At 60.0% G+C, this 18,137-nt stretch carries 17 protein-coding genes; 11 read left to right on the forward strand and 6 right to left on the reverse strand.

The window, feature by feature from the left end; genetic code table 11:
• Positions 1-78: 78 nt before the first annotated feature.
• Positions 79-3,498, reverse strand: a complete 3,420-nt coding sequence (locus phaeop14_RS08005; RefSeq protein WP_096789233.1) for an indolepyruvate ferredoxin oxidoreductase family protein — start codon at positions 3,496-3,498, stop codon at positions 79-81.
• Between the two features lie 169 nt (positions 3,499-3,667).
• Between phaeop14_RS08005 and phaeop14_RS08010 the strand changes: the two genes are divergently transcribed.
• From phaeop14_RS08010 to grxD, 7 genes are all read left to right on the forward strand, one after another.
• Positions 3,668-4,573 carry a LysR family transcriptional regulator gene (locus phaeop14_RS08010; RefSeq protein WP_040178630.1) on the forward strand — a complete coding sequence of 302 codons (906 nt, stop codon included), beginning with the start codon at positions 3,668-3,670 and terminating at the stop codon, positions 4,571-4,573.
• A gap of 585 nt (positions 4,574-5,158) precedes the next feature.
• Positions 5,159-5,554 carry a CBS domain-containing protein gene (locus phaeop14_RS08015; protein ID WP_096789234.1) on the forward strand — a complete coding sequence of 132 codons (396 nt, stop codon included), beginning with the start codon at positions 5,159-5,161 and terminating at the stop codon, positions 5,552-5,554.
• Positions 5,555-5,769: 215 nt separating this feature from the next.
• Positions 5,770-7,935, forward strand: a complete 2,166-nt coding sequence (gene purL, locus phaeop14_RS08020) for a phosphoribosylformylglycinamidine synthase subunit PurL (protein WP_040178632.1) — start codon at positions 5,770-5,772, stop codon at positions 7,933-7,935.
• 97 nt (positions 7,936-8,032) lie between these two features.
• On the forward strand, positions 8,033-8,581 hold the full coding sequence (locus phaeop14_RS08025; RefSeq protein ID WP_096789235.1) for a hypothetical protein: 549 nt from the start codon (positions 8,033-8,035) through the stop codon (positions 8,579-8,581).
• Between the two features lie 67 nt (positions 8,582-8,648).
• Positions 8,649-8,885, forward strand: coding sequence for a BolA/IbaG family iron-sulfur metabolism protein (locus phaeop14_RS08030; RefSeq protein ID WP_096789236.1), 237 nt, complete (start codon positions 8,649-8,651; stop codon positions 8,883-8,885).
• 18 nt (positions 8,886-8,903) lie between these two features.
• Positions 8,904-9,122, forward strand: a complete 219-nt coding sequence (locus phaeop14_RS08035) for a hypothetical protein (protein ID WP_241770490.1) — start codon at positions 8,904-8,906, stop codon at positions 9,120-9,122.
• A 101-nt stretch (positions 9,123-9,223) separates the two neighbouring features.
• On the forward strand, positions 9,224-9,586 hold the full coding sequence (gene grxD / locus phaeop14_RS08040) for a Grx4 family monothiol glutaredoxin (protein ID WP_040178633.1): 363 nt from the start codon (positions 9,224-9,226) through the stop codon (positions 9,584-9,586).
• A gap of 111 nt (positions 9,587-9,697) precedes the next feature.
• Here grxD and phaeop14_RS08045 read toward each other — a convergent pair whose 3' ends face one another.
• The gene (locus phaeop14_RS08045; protein WP_096789237.1) at positions 9,698-10,378 is read right to left on the reverse strand and encodes a DUF1295 domain-containing protein; all 681 of its coding nucleotides are present in this window, start codon (positions 10,376-10,378) and stop codon (positions 9,698-9,700) included.
• A 135-nt stretch (positions 10,379-10,513) separates the two neighbouring features.
• On the opposite strand from phaeop14_RS08045, the gene phaeop14_RS08050 reads away from it, so the two are divergent.
• Complete coding sequence (locus phaeop14_RS08050; RefSeq protein WP_040178635.1) at positions 10,514-10,990, forward strand: TetR/AcrR family transcriptional regulator; 477 nt, start codon at positions 10,514-10,516, stop codon at positions 10,988-10,990.
• Between the two features lie 78 nt (positions 10,991-11,068).
• Here the strand turns inward: phaeop14_RS08050 and phaeop14_RS08055 are convergent, their stop codons facing one another.
• Positions 11,069-11,467, reverse strand: a complete 399-nt coding sequence (locus phaeop14_RS08055) for a cell division protein ZapA (RefSeq protein ID WP_024097064.1) — start codon at positions 11,465-11,467, stop codon at positions 11,069-11,071.
• A complete protein-coding gene (locus phaeop14_RS08060) occupies positions 11,467-12,480 on the reverse strand; it encodes a coiled-coil domain-containing protein (protein ID WP_096789238.1) in 1,014 nt (337 codons plus the stop codon). The genes phaeop14_RS08055 and phaeop14_RS08060 overlap by 1 nt, the downstream gene beginning before the upstream one ends.
• A gap of 283 nt (positions 12,481-12,763) precedes the next feature.
• Between phaeop14_RS08060 and tkt the strand changes: the two genes are divergently transcribed.
• Positions 12,764-14,785, forward strand: a complete 2,022-nt coding sequence (tkt, locus tag phaeop14_RS08065; protein ID WP_096789239.1) for a transketolase — start codon at positions 12,764-12,766, stop codon at positions 14,783-14,785.
• Between the two features lie 161 nt (positions 14,786-14,946).
• Here tkt and phaeop14_RS08070 read toward each other — a convergent pair whose 3' ends face one another.
• Both phaeop14_RS08070 and phaeop14_RS08075 read right to left on the reverse strand, forming a co-directional pair.
• Positions 14,947-15,492 (reverse strand): hypothetical protein, encoded by a 546-nt coding sequence (locus tag phaeop14_RS08070; protein ID WP_096789240.1) that lies wholly within the window; start codon positions 15,490-15,492, stop codon positions 14,947-14,949.
• A gap of 134 nt (positions 15,493-15,626) precedes the next feature.
• Positions 15,627-16,598, reverse strand: coding sequence for a DUF808 domain-containing protein (locus phaeop14_RS08075; protein ID WP_096789241.1), 972 nt, complete (start codon positions 16,596-16,598; stop codon positions 15,627-15,629).
• Positions 16,599-16,881: 283 nt separating this feature from the next.
• On the opposite strand from phaeop14_RS08075, the gene gap reads away from it, so the two are divergent.
• Both gap and phaeop14_RS19740 read left to right on the forward strand, forming a co-directional pair.
• The gene (gene gap / locus phaeop14_RS08080; RefSeq protein WP_040169326.1) at positions 16,882-17,883 is read left to right on the forward strand and encodes a type I glyceraldehyde-3-phosphate dehydrogenase; all 1,002 of its coding nucleotides are present in this window, start codon (positions 16,882-16,884) and stop codon (positions 17,881-17,883) included.
• A gap of 102 nt (positions 17,884-17,985) precedes the next feature.
• Entirely contained in the window at positions 17,986-18,129 is a 144-nt protein-coding gene (locus phaeop14_RS19740) for a hypothetical protein (RefSeq protein WP_167385675.1), read from the forward strand.
• Positions 18,130-18,137: the final 8 nt, after the last annotated feature.

Here is an 18,137-nt window from a genome sequence, read left to right on the forward strand (position 1 = left end):
GACAAAAAAGAAAACGCCCCGGCAAGCCGGAGCGTTCTTTGGTGTTTTAGAGGCTGCGCCCGAGGCGGCTGCAGTCGATTACTCTGCGGCGGTCTTCAACTCGGTGCCGCCATGACGCAATGCGGCCAGCAGCTCCTCGCGGCGTTTTGCCGCCTTGGCTTCGTTGGCCTGTTTCACCGGACCAAAGCCCCGGATCTCCAGCGGCAATTCCGCCAGCGCAATCAGCGGCGCCATGATTTCGGGGCTGGCCTTGGGCAGCCATTCCTTCATGTCGGCCTCATACTGCGCAATCAACGCCCGCTCCATCTTGCGTTCAGCGGTGTAGCCAAACACATCCAGCGGCGTGCCGCGCAGGCCTTTGAACTTCGCCAGCAGACGCAGCCCACGTTCCAGACCGGGGCCGAATTTACGCTTCTTGGGGCGGCCGTCAGGATCCTTGCCGGTCAGCATCGGCGGCGCGAGGTTGTAGGAAATCTTCAGATCGCCCTCAAACTCCGCCTCGGCCTTCTCCCGGCTGGACAGCAACAGGCGCGCAACCTCGTATTCGTCCTTATACGCCAGCAGCTTGTGATAGCCCTTGGCGACCGCTTCCTTCAGCGCCTTGTCGGAAATGCCGTCCAGCATCTTGCCATAGCGTTTGGCCAGACGGGGGCTCTGATAGTCGGTCAGATGCCCCTTGCGGAAGGCGATCTTCTCCTCCAGCGACTTGGGCAGGTCGACAACATTGGGTTCCGCAAGGCGCGCGGCATCCTGCGGATAAAGCACCGCCCAGCGACCGATGTCAAAGGCGCGCAAATTGCGCTCTACCGCGGCCCCGTTGAGGGTGATCGCCTCCTGTATGGCCTCAAGCGTGATTGGCAGCAGACCGCGCTGCCAGGCTGCGCCAAAGATCATCATATTGGAGAAAATCGAATCTCCCATGCTGGCGCGTGCCAGATCGGAGGCATCAAACAGATCCAGTCGATCCCGCAACCGCGCCTCAAGTGCCACCTGCAACCGGTCGGTGGGCAGCTGGAAATCCGTGTCGCGGGTGAAATCGCCGGTGATGATCTCATGGCTGTTCACCACCGCGCCGGTCTTGCCGGTTTTCATCAGACCGATGGTCTTTGCGCCAGCCGACACCACCAGGTCACCCCCGATCAGCGCGTCACATTCGCCAGTGGCGACGCGGATGGCGCTGATGTCTTCGGGCTTGTTGGCAATGCGGCAGTGGATATGCACCGCGCCGCCCTTCTGGGCGAGGCCGGCCATTTCCATCATGCCAGCGCCCTTGCCATCGATCTGCGCCGCCTGTGCCAGCACCGCGCCGATGGTGACAACACCGGTGCCACCAACCCCGGTGATCACCACATTATGAGTGCCATCAATCGCGGGCAGTTCCGGTCTGGGCAGGTCCGGCAGATCCAGAGCGGCGGTTGGCTCCTTACGGATTTTTGCGCCCTCAATGGTCAGGAACGACGGGCAGAAACCTTTGACGCAGCTGAAATCCTTGTTGCAGGACGACTGGTCAATCGCCCGCTTGCGGCCCAGCTCAGTCTCCTTTGGCACGATAGAGACACAGTTGGACTGCACCCCACAATCCCCGCAGCCCTCGCAAACGTCGGGGTTGATGAACACGCGCTGATCGGGATCGGGGAACTGGCCCTTCTTGCGGCGGCGACGTTTCTCGGCGGCACAGGTCTGGATATAGATGATGGCGGAAACGCCTTCGACTGTCTCCATTTCCTTCTGCACCACCATCAGCTCAGCCCGCTCGTGCATCCGCATGCCCGCCGGGAACAGCTTGGTGTCGACATCTTCTTTCTCGTCATAGACCACGGCGATGGTCTTCACGCCCATCGCTGTCAGCTCATGCGCGATCTGATGTGCGGTCAGCCCGCCCTCGGCCTCCTGTCCGCCCGTCATGGCGACAGCATCATTGTAGAGGATCTTGAAGGTGATATTCGTCCCCTCGGCCAGCGCCGCCCGGATCGCCTGCACACCGGAGTGGTTGTAGGTGCCGTCTCCAAGGTTCTGGAACACGTGCTTGCGGGTGGAGAATGGCGCCTCGCCGACCCAGTTCACACCCTCGCCGCCCATGTGGGTAAAGCCGGTGGTTTCGCGGTCCATCCACTGCACCATGAAGTGACAGCCGATCCCCGCATAGGCGCGGCTGCCGTCCGGCAGCTTGGTTGAGGAGTTATGTGGACAGCCTGAGCAGAAATAAGGCAGACGGGCGGCGATTTCTTCGGCATTGTCGGCGCGTTTGGCATCATCCAGCGCGGTCAGCCCGGCGCGGATCGCCTCCGTTTCGCGCCCCTCCTCGATCAGGATCTGGCCTAATTTCTCGGCGATCATGATCGGGTCGAGCGCGTATTTGGTCGGGAACAGCTCCTCGCGGTGCATGGCCCCGGCGCCGCCTTTGTACCAGCCATAGACACGGCGGCCCTGACGGTCATCAAAGATGGCTTCCTTGATCTGAATTTCGATCAGCTTGCGCTTTTCTTCGACCACCACGATCAGGTCCAGCCCCTCGGCCCAGTCGTTGAAGCCCTTCATATCCAGCGGCCAGGTCTGGCCGACCTTATAGGTGGTGATGCCCAGCCGTTCGGCCATGGTTTCATCGATGTTCAGCAGCGACATGGCATGGACCAGATCCAGCCAGTTCTTGCCCGCCGCGACAAAACCGATCTTGGCACCGGGTTTGCCCCACATGCGCTTGTCCATCTTGTTGGCGTGGCTGAAGGCCTCCGCCGCAAAGCGCTTGTAGTCTATGATCCGGTTTTCCTGCCGGAACCGGTCATCATCCAGACGGATGTTCAGCCCATCTGCCGGCATGTCAAACTCTGGCGTGACCAGCTTCATCCGATCCGGATCGCCATCAACGACCGAGGTGACCTCAATCGTGTCTTTCATCGTCTTCAGGCCGACCCACAAACCGGAAAACCGGCTGAGCGCCAGACCATAGGCACCGTAGTCCAGGATTTCCTGCACGCCAGCGGGGCTGACGATGGGCAGGTAGCAATCCATCAGCGACCATTCCGACTGGTGCAACACGGTGGAGCTTTCGCCGGTGTGGTCATCGCCCATGGCAACCAGGACACCGCCATATTTGGACGAGCCCGCCATATTGGCGTGCCGGATCGCATCGCCAGAGCGGTCAACACCCGGCCCCTTGCCGTACCAGAGGCCAAACACACCGTCGTATTTGCCCTCGCCGCGGACCTCAGCCTGCTGCGCACCCCACAGGGCGGTCACGGCCAGATCCTCGTTCAAACCATACTGGAAGGTGACATCGCTGGCGGTCAGATGCTTTTCCGCCCGCTTCATCTGAATATCAACCGCGCCAAGGGGCGATCCGCGATAGCCAGTGACCAGACCGGCCGTATTCAGCCCCGCTGCCTTATCCCGGTATTTCTGCATCAGCATAAGACGCACCAGCGCCTGTGTGCCGTTCAGCATCACCTGCGATTTTGTCAGGTCAAATTTGTCGTTCAGAGAAATTTTCTGCGTGCTCATCCTGGGCCTCCCCAACCTCGATTAGCTTGCACTTCTTGGCGTCATATTAGGTCACAATTGCTGACCTGTATACTGTTTTTTGCCGGAATATGTTTCTGACCGCCCTATCAAATTGAAAGTTTCGATACATTTCATATAGGCTACGACAGAGGCATCGAAAGTGACGGGTATGGATTGGGATAAGCTTAGAATATTTCACGCGGTGGCGGACGCAGGCAGTCTGACCCATGCGGGCGACAAGCTGAACTTGTCGCAGTCGGCGGTCAGTCGGCAGATTCGCGCATTGGAAGAGAGCCTCAGCTCAACCCTGTTTCACCGCCACGCGCGGGGGTTGATTCTCACCGAACAGGGAGAGCTGCTGTTTGACGCCACCAAGTCGATGTCAAAACGGCTTGAGGCCGCCTCGGCCCGTATTCGCGACAGCGAGGAAGAGGTTTTTGGCGAGCTGCGCGTCACCACTACCTTCGGCTTTGGCACCCTGTGGCTGGCGCCGCGCCTGACCAAGCTTTATGAGCAATACCCGGATCTGAAGATTGATTTGATGCTGGAGGAACGCGTGCTGGACCTGCCCATGCGCGAGGCTGATGTGGCCATCCGCATGAAGGAACCCAGCCAGGCTGATCTGATCCGCAAGCGGCTGATGACCGTGCAGATGAAGCTCTATGCCTCGCGCGGCTATGTTGAACGCAACGGCGCGCCGGACCAGGCCGAAGATATCGTCGATCACCGGCTGATCTGCCAAAACCCCCGTTCCGCTCAGGTTGGCTCAGCCGCTGTGCTGGTACAGAAACTAATGACCCATAACCCGTCATCGCTGCTGACCGTGAACAACTACTTTGGTGTGTTGCAGGGCGTCATTCATGATCTGGGCATCGGGGTGCTGCCCGATTACGTGACTGAGGACTTTCCCGATCTGGTGCCAGTCCTGCAGGATGAGGACACCAGCGACGTGCCGGTCTACCTCGCCTACCCGGAAGAATTGCGCCATTCCCGGCGGATTTCCGCATTCCGGGATTTCGTCCAGAATGAGATTATTGCACATCGCAAGCATATGAAAGAACTGGGCAAAATATGACTTCTGGCGAGCCATGCAAAAAATGCATGGCGGCCTTGCCATTTTCCAAGTCTGATTGCCCTTGATCGGGGCGCATTGCACCCCTAAATCAACTCTCGAAGGCAGCGACACTGTCGCCCTTCATACCTCCCTGTTGGACTTCGGCCGAGCTTAGTGCTCGGCCTTTTTTTTGGCCCATACTCACTCTAAGCCCCGGCAGCTCTGGCGACATCGGCGCCTGCAACGTCACAGCCCGCCTTACCCCCGTCAACCGGCTCATCCGGTCTTGGTCGGTACTTGCGCGCGGTATTCACCCAACTGCTGCACATTTCAGCGCCAGTGCCGGATTTATCGCCCCTCTCCGTATAAATATCGTCCAGATCGGCAGGAAAGCCGCTGCAGCCCGGTCCACACAACAGGTCAATGCCCACCTCATCATGACCCCGGTTTGTTCAGCCCCATCAGGGGGTTGAACAATGAGCATCTGGTTAACGCTCGCATGGAAATCCACCCGATTTCGAAAAAATCAGGAACCTTTGGCAGGGGCACCCCGTTGGGTAGCCAGAACACAAGACACCAACGCATCTGACTTGAAGGAGAGCAACAATGCTTCGCATGACCTCTATCGCCGCCCTGATCGCCATGACCGGTGCTGCCAGCGCTGAAGTGCTGACCGAAAACGCCACCCCGAATGATGCGGGCGAGACATTCCTTGAGGAAAACGTCGAATTCATGGGCGCGCCCGTGGTTGACGTAAACGGCGTATTCCTGGGCAAGGTTGTCGAGGTCGGCACCGAGCCGGGCCCCGATCGTAAAATCCTGGTCGAGTTCCGCGACAGTTTCTCCGACAAGCTGAGCGGCCTGCGCTTCAACCTTGATGGCATGTGGGAAACCGACGGCGTGCTGCGCATGGGTCAGACCACTGGTGAGCTGCGGACCATGCTGGAAACCTACGCCAACGAGAACCCTGACAAGCTCACTGATGGCTCCGTCTTGAACTAAGCGGCACAGTCAGACAGTGATCGCCCCCGCATTGCGCGGGGCCGGGGATCAGATTTGGGTCAGAGCCACCGAGGCTCTGGCCCTTTTCCATATCTGACCACCTTCAGCAACGCAGCGCACCAAAGCGCCAGCAGCCGCCTTGCGCTTTTTCCTTCCCCCTTGGCCCTCCTTGCCCTAAAAGGCGCGCAATCGCAGCCATTGGGGACGTTACACGGATGCAAGAACCCGCCATCACGCCTGAACTGATTGCCAACCACGGGTTGAAGCCCGAGGAATACGATCTGATCCTCGAAATCATCGGGCGGGAGCCAACATTCACGGAGCTGGGCATTTTCTCGGCCATGTGGAATGAGCACTGTTCTTACAAATCCTCCAAAAAATGGCTCCGCACCCTGCCGACCGACGGCCCGCAGGTGATCTGTGGCCCCGGTGAAAACGCAGGGATTGTGGATATCGGCGACGGCGATGCCGTTGTCTTCAAAATGGAAAGCCACAACCACCCCTCCTACATCGAGCCCTACCAGGGTGCGGCGACCGGGGTTGGTGGCATTCTGCGCGACGTCTTCACCATGGGCGCGCGGCCCATCGCTTCGATGAATGCGCTGTCCTTCGGCGAGCCGTCCCATCACAAAACCCGCCAGCTGGTCAACGGTGTGGTTGAGGGCATCGGCGGTTATGGCAACTGCTTCGGCGTGCCTTGTGTTGGCGGCGAAGTGCGCTTCCATCCCGCTTACAATGGCAACTGTCTCGTGAACGCCTTTGCAGCCGGCCTCGCCAAAACTGACAGCATTTTCTACTCCGCCGCCTCCGGTGTCGGTATGCCGGTTGTGTACCTTGGCGCCAAAACTGGTCGTGACGGCGTTGGCGGAGCCACCATGGCATCGGCGGAATTTGACGACACCATTGAGGAAAAGCGCCCCACCGTTCAGGTTGGCGACCCCTTCACCGAAAAACGCCTGATGGAAGCCACACTGGAGCTGATGCAGACCGGCGCGGTGATCTCTATTCAGGACATGGGCGCCGCGGGCCTCACCTGTTCTGCCGTGGAAATGGGCGACAAGGGCAAGCTGGGCGTCAAGCTGAACCTTGAAGACGTGCCGCAGCGCGAAGAGAACATGACGGCCTATGAAATGATGCTGTCGGAATCTCAGGAACGCATGCTGATGGTGCTGAAGCCCGAACTGGAAGCCGAAGCCCGCGCCGTGTTTGAGAAATGGGACCTTGATTTCGCCATCGTGGGCGAGACCATCGCCGAAGATCGCTTCCTGATCCTGCACAATGGTGAGGTAAAGGCAGATCTGGTTCTGTCGAAACTGGCCTCCACCGCGCCTGAATACGACCGCCCCTGGGTGGAGACGCCCGCGCCTGAGCCGCTCACCGACGCGGATGTGCCCACCATTGACCCAATTGACGGCCTGAAGGCGCTGATCTCCAGCCCGAACTATGCCGGCAAACAGTGGGTCTATGAGCAATATGACACCACGGTTATGGGCGACACCGCCCGCCGCCCCGGCGCAGGCTCCGGTATCGTGCGGGTGCATGGCACCGACAAACAGCTGGCCTTCACCTCCGACGTGACTCCGCGCTACGTCATGGCAAACCCGTTCGAGGGCGGCAAACAGGCGGTGGCCGAGGCTTATCGCAACCTGACAGCTGTCGGCGCCACGCCCTTGGCAACAACCGACAACCTGAACTTCGGCAACCCTGAGAAGCCCGAAATCATGGGTCAGTTTGTTGGCGCCATCAAAGGTATCGGCGAAGCTGTTGCAGCCCTCGATATGCCGATCGTGTCCGGCAATGTATCGCTCTACAATGAAACCGACGGTCAGGGCATCCTGCCCACGCCCACCATTGGCGCGGTTGGCCTGATCGCTGCGGGCGAAGAAGCCATCACCGGCGAAGTTCGTGACGGTCACATCGCCCTCCTGATCGGTGACACCATCGGCCATCTTGGCCAATCGGCACTGCTGGCCGAGGTGTTCAACCGCGAGGACGGCGATGCACCGGCGGTGGATCTGGCGGCGGAGAAGCGCAACGGCGAATTCATCCGCGCCAACCGCGAGCTGATCAAAGCCTGTACCGACCTTGGTGACGGCGGTCTGGCCATGGCAGCCTTTGAACTGGCCGAAGGCGCCGGTGTCGGCGTGCAGATCGACGCGGGCGACACCCCGACCGTGTTTGGTGAGGATCAGGCGCGCTATCTGGTGGCCTGCAACTTCGATCAGGCCGAGGCACTGATGATGGCGGCGGGTCAGGCCGGTGTCACGGTCACCAGCGTCGGCAAATTCGGCGGCGACATGGTGAAGATCGGCGGCTCAGAGGCGCCTCTGGCCGAACTGGCCGACGTCTTCCGCTCGAGTTTTGCCGCTGCTGTGGCCTAAGGGCAGCCAGCGTTGGGGCATAGTCCTCAGCACTCGAAAACCGGGTGGGATGGCGGCGTCATCCCACCCCTTTTTTTGACCTCTCTCAGGTGACCCAATGCCCCTGCCCGGCCAGTCAGCACAGATCGACTTCCCCGCGCTGACAGCAGATTGCAGCCGCTGCGCTGCGCTTTGTTGTGTGGCCTACCCGTTTGAGGAAGACGAGGATTTTGCGATCCTGAAGGAGACGGACCACCCCTGCCCCAACCTCTCGCCCTCCTGTTTCAACTGCACCATCCATGCCGATCTGGACACCCGTGGATTTGGCGGCTGTATCGCCTATTCCTGCGCTGGCGCCGGGCAGCGGGTGACCGAGGTGCTGTTTCAGGGCGAGACATGGCGCGACGATCCTGACCTCCTGCCGCATATGACCCATGCCCTGCGTGTCCTGCGCCCCATCCATGAGGCGCTGCTGATCCTGCAGGAGGCCGCAGCCCTGACACTCCCCGACGCGCTGCAGGCGGAGCTGACTCGCCTGAGCGAGACCCTTGCCGTGCGCGATGGCACCTCGATCTGGGACTTCGAGGAACCGGAGGTGCAGGACGCCTTGGCGCAGGTTCCTGAGTTCGTGCCGCGCCTTGCCCCCTATGTGGTGCCCCGCAGCTAATCCGCCTTGCAGAGGTCCCTGCAGCACCCTACATTTTCCATAAGCTAGAAATAAGGACATCCCCCCAATGCCGATGCAAGCCCAAGAAATCGAAGACCTGCTGCGCGAGAGTTTTCCAGATGCGGAAATTCAGGTTGGCGGCCATGACGGTGTGCATATGTCCGCGATGGTCATCGACGAGAGCTTTCGCGGCAAGAACCGTGTCCAGCAGCAGCGCGCGGTCTATGCCGCGCTGAAGGGCAAGATGGATGGCGCCAATGGGGAGCTGCACGCTCTCGCCCTGACCACAAAGGTGCCCGAGTAACCTGCCATGTCGCTGTTCATGTCCCTTCTGATCCTCGGAATTGTTGTCATGACCGCGCTTGTCGCGCTGATTGGCCAGCGCCGCGCGCCGATTGAAGAGGATGAAACAGATCCGGATTACCACACCTTACGCTCTGACTATCAGTCGGGCATGGGGGGCGGTTCAATGCGGACCTGGAAGGTGCCCAAGGATCCGGACGCCTATGCCCGCTTCTTTGTACCCAAAGGCAAAAAGTAACAGCGCCACCCGAAATTCCCGGCGCCGATTGGCAATCCCCCGCTTCGTGCCTATATGACGGCCAACGGACCATCGGCCCATCCGCCAAAAGGAAACGCAATATGACCGACGTAAAAACCCGCATCGACGAAACCGTCAAAGCCAGCGATGTCGTGCTCTTCATGAAGGGCACCAAGGATATGCCGCAGTGTGGCTTCTCCTCACGCGTGGCTGGCGTTCTGAATTACATCGGCGTCGACTACACCGATGTGAATGTGCTGGCTGATGAGGAACTGCGCGCCGGCATCAAGGATTATTCCGATTGGCCGACCATCCCGCAGCTTTATGTCAAAGGTGAGTTTGTGGGCGGTTGCGACATCATCACCGAGATGACCCTCTCGGGCGAACTGGACGGAATGTTTGAACAAAACGGCGTCACCTTCGACAAAGACGCCGCTGACAAGATCCGCGAAGCCAACGGCTAATCCTGCAGCATCCGATCCGACGCGTTCGGCTCAGCAACACAATGACAAAGCCTGCCACGGTCTGCGTGGCAGGCTTTTTTCGTCATGAAAGCGCTCTGCGACTGCGCCACCTCAGTAGACGAAGGGCAGGAATTTCGCCGTCCGCGCAGCATAGGCGCGAAACTCCGCCCCGTAGCGATCCGCCAGATACCGGTCCAGCGCCGGAATATGGTAGAAAATGAACATGCTTGTCATCAGCATTGGCACAACTCCCGCCCAAAGCGACGCTGTCAGGATGGCCCATCCGGTGAACAGAATGCTGTCGCCGAGGTAGTTCACATGCATCGCATAGGCAAACAACCCACCGGTGTAACAATGCCCCTTGCTCTCTGGCTGCTTTTTCCACTGCCACCGCTGCAGCTCCGATCCGGTGTTCACCGCGGATCCGATCAGCAATAGCACGCCGCCCAGAATATCCCATGAACCAAACGGCGCCGCCGCGCCGGAGATCAGCCCTGCACCCAACAGCAGAAAGCCAATTTCGAAAGCGGCCATAAACGCCGCCAGCCCCAGCCCCTCAGACAGATCGACCTTCCGCTGGAGCAGGACAAACAGCGTCACCAGATGGCGCAGAAAATATAGCGCAGCTGCCCCGGCCAGCAGTTTCGCGCGCATGGGATCCGGCCAGTCCAGCCCGCCAGAGGCCAGCCAGAGGCAGATCGACACCGATCCCGCATGCAGGGCTGCAAAACACAGTTTGCTGCGCAACGACCGCCCATGGGAGCGGTCAACACCGCCATAGTTGCTGCTCATTCGAATGTCCCTTCGTAATTTCCGCCGCGACCGCACTCCGGATCTGGCGGGTTATTTCGTCCAACTGGTCTGCAAAAACTATTGGACAGTTCGTCTGGGCTCTGTCAATTCTATTTCGACCATATGGACGAAATAATGCCGAAGATTGTTGACCACGACGCCCACAGCCAGGATCTTGCCCGCCGCGCGGCAGAGTATTTTTCACACCATGGCTATGCTGGCAGTAGTATGCGCAAAATTGCCGCGCATCTGGGGCTGTCGAAAAGCGCGCTCTATCACTATTTCCCGACCAAGGAGGCGCTGTTTCTGGCCTGCACGCATCAGGTGATGGGCACGTTTACCTCCCTGGCCCTCGCACCGGATACAACCGAGGCGCAGAAACTGGCACAGCTGACGGATCTGCTGCGGCCGGGTTTTGCCCGGGAAATGGCGCTGATTTTCGACTATTTGCGCGGTAAATCCGCCGAGGAGATCGCCGCAGATGAGGCGATGCAGCTTGCATTGTCGACATATCGCCGGGCTGTTGCGGACATTGTCGGAAAGGACGCGGCAGAGACCGCCCTTGCCCAGCTGCTCGGCACGCTGCTGCTCGAATTCATGTCTGGACGATAAAGCCGTCCATGTAAAAATCACCGCAAACCCAGAGGCTTGCGGTGACTATTTCATGTAACAATTCTCTAGCCGGACCAGTTAGCTTGCTGCGGTTTGCTCTTCCAGCTCCTGCGCCAGCGCTTCGGTCCGCGCGGCCAGCTCCGCCAACGTCTCGGTCACCAGTGGCGGCACAACAGGCACCTCAATCCGTTCCGGCTCCGGTGCCGGTGCTGCGCGCAGCTCCGCCAATTCGGCATTGCGCTCCGCCAGCTCAGCCTCGACCTCCTTGATGCGGTCCTCAACCGCGGCGGTTTTATCCGCCAGCATCAGCCCCGCCATCAACAGCATCCGTGCCTCAGGCATCCGCCCGATCTGGTCGGACAGCACCTGCGCCTCATCATCCAGCATTTTGGCGGCGGAATGCAGATAGCTCTCTTCGCCCTCCTGGCAGGAGACCTCAAAACCGCGACCCCCGATATGAATAGTGACTTCGGGCATCAGATTTCCTCTCCTTCGGGCATAGGCTGGGCGGTGAGCGGTGGCGGCGCAGCTGGCGTTGGCGCGGCGGACATGACTGCGGTATCCGCAACCGGCGTCTCAACCGCTGCAGCGACGGTCTGCTCCGCTCTCAACAGCGGTTCCAGCTTGGCCAGCACCGCATTGACCTCAGCCTGATCGCTGGCCCGTGCGGCCGTCAGTGCATCGATATCGGCCTGCAGCGCCGCGTTGATCAGCGCCGCGTCACCAATGCCCGCTGCATTCGCCGCCCGCAGGGCCGCGTTGGAGGCGCGCAGCTGATCATTACTCTGCCGCAGCTCTTGCAACGTCGCATCCAGACGCAGCAGCGTTTCATTCTGCTGGGCGATGTCCTCAGCACTCGGGCCTGCGGGACGTTCCGCAAGCGCGGCTGTCGCGCGCGCGGCGTCGGATTGTGCGGCCTCCAGTTGGCGCCGCAATGCCTCCGCCTCAGCCTCCAGCGCGGCGGTGTCGACTGCCGCCCCCAGATCGTCCGGTTGTTCGGCCAGCTCTTCCTGCAGTCGCGCCAGCGAGGCCTGCGCCTCGTCCAGCTCATCCTGAAGGGTTTCGCGGGCGGTGGCCGCCTCATTGCCCTGCACTTCCATTTCCTGTTTCAGCCGCGCCACTTCTGCCTTCAGCGCGTCTTTCTCGCTGGTGTTGCTCAGCTCATTGCGCAGCAACTCCACCTCGGATTGCAGCGCGGCCAGCTCGCCGATATCGGCGCCGGGCGCCGGGGCGGCGTTGGCCTCGGCCTCTTCCAGCTTGGCCCGCAGCACTTTCAGCCGCTCTTCCAGCTGGGCATTGGCGAGTTTTTCCTCTTCCAGCGCGCGGCTGAGGTCATTCTGCGCTGCATCCGTCTTGGACTGGGCCTCTGCCTGGGCCTGAACATGGGCCTCCGCCGAGGCGCGCGCATTGGCCTGCAACGCCGCAGCACCGCTGCCAATCCGGTCCATTGCCGCCAGGATCCGACCCTGCAATTCTTCGATCTGCTCCATGCCTGCCCCTTTACGACCCCGTGAGTGTCTGCCGGTCTTGTCCGCCGGTCCCATATGCAGCGCTCTCACCCCCGTTCGGCGGCCTGTTTTGCATCCAGGGCGCGAATCAAGGCGGATCTGACGCTGCACATCCAGCTTAGTTCATGCAGGGATAAATTACCCCCTGTTTGCTTTCAACCACTTGCAGCGTCAACTTCGCGCAGGAAGCCGCGCAAACGCTTGATCTTTGCCATATCACTGCTATTGAGCGCTCAGTCTGCCGAAAACCCAGAGGAAAAATCCAGTGGATCTGACAGCCCTGCGCAACGCAAACCCCGAACATTGGACCAAGGCCGCGGCCATCCGTGCCCTGACCCTTGATGCCGTTGCTGCGGCAAATTCGGGCCATTCCGGCATGCCGATTGGCATGGCCGATGTCGCCACCGTCCTGTTTGAAAAACACATGAAGTTCGATGTGGCCAATCCCCAGTGGCCCGACCGCGACCGGTTTATCCTGTCCGCCGGTCACGGCTCCATGCTGATCTACTCGCTGCTCTATCTCATGGGTGACGCGCAGGTGACGTTGGATCAGGTGAAGAACTTCCGCCAGATGGGCGCGCTGACCGCCGGCCACCCCGAGAATTTCCTGATTGATGCGGTGGAAACCACCACGGGCCCGCTGGGTCAGGGCATCGCCAATGCCGTCGGCTTTGCCATGGCAGAAGAAATGCAGCGCGCGCAGTATGGCCGCAAGCTGGTCGATCACCACACCTATGTGATCGCGGGCGACGGCTGCCTGATGGAAGGCATCAGCCAGGAGGCCATCGGCCTCGCCGGTCGTCATTCCCTGGGCAAGCTGATCGTGCTTTGGGACAACAACAACATCACCATCGACGGCACCGTTGAACTCAGCGACCGCACCAATCAGGTGCAGCGCTTCAAGGCATCGGGCTGGCAGGTCATCGAAATCGACGGCCACGACCCCAAGGCCATCGACGAGGCGCTCACCGCGGCGAAGAAGTCGAAGAAACCGTCGATGATCGCCTGCAAGACGCATATCGCGCTGGGTCACGCCGCACAGGACACCTCCAAGGGTCACGGCGCGCTGACCGACGCCGACCAGATGCGGGACGCCAAGGCGGCCTATGGCTGGACCACCGGCCCGTTTGATGTGCCCGCAGACGTCAAATCCCAGTGGGAAGCCATCGGCCGGCGCGGCGCATCCGAACGCGAAGCCTGGGAAGCCCGCTTTGCAGAAGCCTCCCAGCAAAAGCAGGATCGCTTCAACCGTGCCTATGCGCTGGACGCGCCCAAGAAACTCTCCGCCACCGTCAAGGCGCTGAAGAAGCAGGTCTCCGAAACCCAGCCCAAGGTGGCCACCCGGAAATCCTCCGAGATGGCGCTGGAAGTGATCAACCCGATCATGCCGGAAACCGTGGGCGGCTCTGCGGATCTCACCGGTTCCAACAACACCAAGACCGGCGATCTCGGCATCTTTGACACCGACAATCGCAAGGGCCGTTACGTCTACTGGGGCATCCGTGAGCACGGCATGGCCTCCGCGATGAACGGCATGGCGCTGCACGGTGGCATGCGCCCCTATGGCGGCACCTTCTTCTGCTTCACCGACTATGCCCGCCCCGCGATGCGTCTGGCGGCCCTGATGAAGATCCCGACCGTCTTTGTCATGACCCATGACTCCATCGGCGTTGGCGAAGATGGCCCGACCCACCAGCCGGTGGAGCATCTGGCGATCTGTCGCGCGACCCCGAACACCTATGTGTTCCGTCCCGCCGACACCGTGGAAACCGCAGAGGCCTGGGAAATCGCCCTCACCTCCAAGGACACCCCCTCGGTGATGACCCTGACCCGTCAGAACCTGCCAACCGTGCGGACCGAGCACAAGCTCAGCAATCTCACAGCCAAGGGCGGCTATGTTCTGGCCGAAGCTGAGGGCAAGCGTCAGGTCATTCTGATCGCTACCGGTTCTGAGGTCTCCGTCGCGATGGACGCCAAGGCCAAGCTGGAAGCCGACGGCATCGGCACCCGTGTGGTCTCCATGCCCTGCATGGAACTGTTCGCAGAGCAGGACGAAGCCTACCGCCGCAAGGTCCTGCCCGCAGGCCCCGTCCGCGTCGGTATTGAAGCCGCCATGCGCGCCGGCGGCTGGGATCGTCTGCTGATGGGTGAACGCGGCCAGGAAAAGAAAGCCGCATTCGTGGGCATGGACAGCTTCGGCGCCTCCGCCCCCGCAGGTGAGCTGTTCGAAAAGTTCGGCATCACTGCAGAGAACACCGTTGCGAAGGTGAAAGAACTGCTGGGTTAAGTCTAGCTACAACGCAAAAAGAGGAAGGGCACCCAACCGGGTGCCCTTTTTTTGTTGTGAAATGGCTGCTGTGGGGACGGTGCGGACGGTGCGGAATTCGCCTAGATTGCGGTTAACGTCAGCCTTTGCACTGCACCCTTCTCAACCAAGGGCAAAAAGAACTATTGATAGACCTTCCCGACCAAACGAAACCGCTGTTTGCCTTGGTTGCCGTCTAACCTCCCGTTCCCTGCATTGCCGTGCTCGTCTAAGGTAATTTGACCAAAAAACAGCCGCTTTCCATCAGAGCTATACTCAGAGAATTTAAAGCCCATTCTCGTAGCCTCTGTTATTCTTAAGCGAGTTTCCCTTTTCCCATCGGTAGCAGTTTGAGTGTATTGGCATCGCCCCAGAGTTCGCGTGCAGTCGTGAGGGCGAAATCTCAATTCGAACCCATCCTGTCTGACCCAGCGAACTTGATTTCCGTCTTTATCCAAGTAGGTAGTGAATACCGGCTTTCCAGATGGCGTAGAGCCGCGATAACTTTCCAATACATATGACCGACCGGCCTTCCCACGAAAAACGTGATGTATAAGACCGCTCTGGCTTTGGTCGATACTAATGTAGTCACCGGGCGTTAGCGTTTCCGGCTTCCAGCGGATTCCTTCGGCAAAGACTGCGGTTGATACAAAGCCAACCAAGACCCCGAAAACAATTGCAACTTTCATGGAGAACGCCTTTCATAACTCTCTAAGCAACAGGCGGACTAATCTTCCACCTGCCATCAGCTGACGCTAGACCAGCGTGTAGCATTCGGAACTCTGGGCTCACAACAGACATCATTCCAGTCACCGGTAGGCGATCAGTGCGCAGCTTTCTTCCCCGAAATCGCCGCAATCACCGGCCCCACAACCTTCGTCGCCAGTGGGATCAGAGCCAGCCCCCAGGCCAGTCCGAACACGCCGTCCATTGTGGCCTTGGCGCTCCACTCGGCAAAGCCCGCCCAGGCGGCAGGCACCGCGTGGCCCATCGCATAGGCCCAGTCATGGATGTGATGGCCCAGCCAGCCAAAGCCCAGAACCTCCAGCCCGTGAATGATGATGGAGCCGCCAACCCAGAGCATCGCGGCGGTGCCGACCACCGACAGGATCCACATCAGCACCGGCATGAATTTCACCAGCCCACGGCCCAGCCCACGCCCGATGGGCGTTGGTGCGTTGCCCGCCAGATACAGGCCCACGTCGTCCATCTTCACGATCACCGCGACTGAGCCGTAGACCGCCAGCGTCACCCCAATAGCGACCACGGCCAGTGTTGCCGCCTGCATCCAGACATTCGGCGCCTCGATGGCAGCCAGCGCGATGGTCATGATCTCAGCGGACAGGATAAAATCGGTCTTAATGGCGCCCTTGATCTTCTGCTCTTCCAGATGACCGGGGTCCTTGACGCTCATATCTTCGTGGACCGCATGGCTTGCGTGCGGGAACAGCACGTGAAAAATCTTCTCGGCGCCCTCAAAACACAAATAGGATCCGCCTAGCATCAGCAGCGGCGTGATCAGCCAGGGCGCGAAATTGGCCAGCAACATGGCGACCGGCATCAGCAGGATCAGTTTGTTGAACAGCGAGCCGCGGGTGATGCGCCAGATGATCGGCAATTCGCGCGCCGGGGCAAAGCCTTGCAGATACTTCGGTGTCACCGCCGCATCGTCGATGATCACGCCCGCCGTTTTGGCCCCGGCCTTCCCCGCCGCTGCTGCCACGTCATCCACTGACGCCGCAGCCACCTTTGCAATGCCTGCCACATCATCGAGCAAAGCCAACAAACCGCTCATACCGGGATCCTTTTTCTAGTCGCGCGCATTTTGGCCCACCCTATCCTATCGCCTATCAGGTACAAGCCGTTGAGCCGCCCGTTTGTTCCCGCCGGACCTTTGATGCTGTCTTCATCTGCCACCCGCACCGACGGGTAAAACCGTTATCGCAATCAGTCATTTCCGTTACCGCAACCAGTCAAGTTTTGCGCTAACAGTCTGGAATAATGCCATTTTTAAGCTTTTGACCCGAGGGAATGGTCGCTATAGCGAGGACAATTCTTGCTCGCTTGGAGATACGCATATGACCATCAAAGTCGGGATCAACGGGTTTGGCCGCATCGGCCGCTGCACCCTGGCGCATATCGCAGCCTCTGGCCGGGACGATATCGAAGTGGTCAAGGTGAATGCCACCGGCCCGTTGGAGACCGCAGCACATCTGTTGAAATACGACTCCGTGCATGGCCGTTTCCCCGGTGAGGTGACCTTGGGTGAAAACACCATGAACCTCGGTCGTGGTGACATGCAGATGTTCTCCACCTACAATATGGATGAACTGGACTGGTCTGGCTGTGACGTCGTGCTGGAATGTACCGGCAAATTCAACGACGGCGAGAAAGCCAAAGCGCATCTGGCGCGCGGTGCCAAGAAGGTACTGCTGTCTGCCCCCGGCACAAATGTCGATAAGACCATCGTTTTCGGCGTCAATGACGACAAGCTGCGCGCTGGCGACCGGATGATATCCAACGGCTCCTGCACCACCAACTGTCTGGCCCCGCTCGCCAAGGTGCTGGATGAAACTGTCGGCATTGAAAGCGGGATCATGACCACGATCCACGCCTACACCGGGGATCAGCCAACACTGGACCGTCGTCACGACGATCTCTACCGTGCCCGCGCCGCGGCAATGGCGATGATCCCCACCACCACAGGTGCGGCCAAGGCGCTGGGTGAGGTGCTGCCAAACCTCAAGGGCCGTCTGGACGGATCCGCGATCCGCGTGCCGACGCCGAATGTCTCCGCCGTGGATCTGACCTTCCGCGCCAGCAAAGAGACCAGCGTGACCGAGATCAACGCCATCATGAGCGAAGCCGCCAAGGGCCATATGTCCCGCGTGATCGGCTATGAGCCTGCGCCGCTGGTGTCGATTGACTTCAATCACACAGAACACAGCTCGATCTTTGCCCCGGATCAGACCCGCGTGGTGGAAAACAGCCTGGTCCGCGTTCTGGCCTGGTATGACAATGAATGGGCCTTCTCCGTCCGGATGGCGGATGTGGCTGTCGCGATGGGGCGTCTGGGTTAATCCCTGCGCCGGCACAGCGTGTTCTCCGGAGGCGCTGCGACTTGTAAGACACCGCCCGGTCAGGCATATCTGGCCGGGCGTATCTTATTTTGAGCCAGGATCATGACCAACAAAGTTGCCCTCTTTCTTGCGCTGCTGATCCTGACCGCTCTTGCCGTGGATCTCTCGCTTTATGGCAGCGAGCATATGGTGTTTCTGGGCAAACGCCTGTTTGAGCTGATCGACTGGATTGCGTTCTGGCGCTGATTTTTCGG

Source organism: Phaeobacter piscinae (assembly GCF_002407245.1).
In the GTDB taxonomy this organism is placed as follows: domain Bacteria; phylum Pseudomonadota; class Alphaproteobacteria; order Rhodobacterales; family Rhodobacteraceae; genus Phaeobacter; species Phaeobacter piscinae.

Coding starts and splice junctions, on each gene's coding strand:
- phaeop14_RS08070 (WP_096789240.1), bottom strand. CDS start 15,492: ATGAAAGTTGCAATTGTTTTCGGGGTCTTGGTTGGCTTTGTATCAACC.
- phaeop14_RS08035 (WP_241770490.1), top strand. CDS start 8,904: ATGTCCCTTCTGATCCTCGGAATTGTTGTCATGACCGCGCTTGTCGCG.
- phaeop14_RS08060 (WP_096789238.1), bottom strand. CDS start 12,480: ATGGAGCAGATCGAAGAATTGCAGGGTCGGATCCTGGCGGCAATGGAC.
- grxD (WP_040178633.1), top strand. CDS start 9,224: ATGACCGACGTAAAAACCCGCATCGACGAAACCGTCAAAGCCAGCGAT.
- gap (WP_040169326.1), top strand. CDS start 16,882: ATGACCATCAAAGTCGGGATCAACGGGTTTGGCCGCATCGGCCGCTGC.
- purL (WP_040178632.1), top strand. CDS start 5,770: ATGCAAGAACCCGCCATCACGCCTGAACTGATTGCCAACCACGGGTTG.
- phaeop14_RS08015 (WP_096789234.1), top strand. CDS start 5,159: ATGCTTCGCATGACCTCTATCGCCGCCCTGATCGCCATGACCGGTGCT.
- phaeop14_RS08075 (WP_096789241.1), bottom strand. CDS start 16,598: ATGAGCGGTTTGTTGGCTTTGCTCGATGATGTGGCAGGCATTGCAAAG.
- phaeop14_RS08010 (WP_040178630.1), top strand. CDS start 3,668: ATGGATTGGGATAAGCTTAGAATATTTCACGCGGTGGCGGACGCAGGC.
- phaeop14_RS08025 (WP_096789235.1), top strand. CDS start 8,033: ATGCCCCTGCCCGGCCAGTCAGCACAGATCGACTTCCCCGCGCTGACA.
- phaeop14_RS08045 (WP_096789237.1), bottom strand. CDS start 10,378: ATGAGCAGCAACTATGGCGGTGTTGACCGCTCCCATGGGCGGTCGTTG.
- phaeop14_RS08030 (WP_096789236.1), top strand. CDS start 8,649: ATGCCGATGCAAGCCCAAGAAATCGAAGACCTGCTGCGCGAGAGTTTT.
- phaeop14_RS08055 (WP_024097064.1), bottom strand. CDS start 11,467: ATGCCCGAAGTCACTATTCATATCGGGGGTCGCGGTTTTGAGGTCTCC.
- phaeop14_RS08005 (WP_096789233.1), bottom strand. CDS start 3,498: ATGAGCACGCAGAAAATTTCTCTGAACGACAAATTTGACCTGACAAAA.
- phaeop14_RS19740 (WP_167385675.1), top strand. CDS start 17,986: ATGACCAACAAAGTTGCCCTCTTTCTTGCGCTGCTGATCCTGACCGCT.
- phaeop14_RS08050 (WP_040178635.1), top strand. CDS start 10,514: ATGCCGAAGATTGTTGACCACGACGCCCACAGCCAGGATCTTGCCCGC.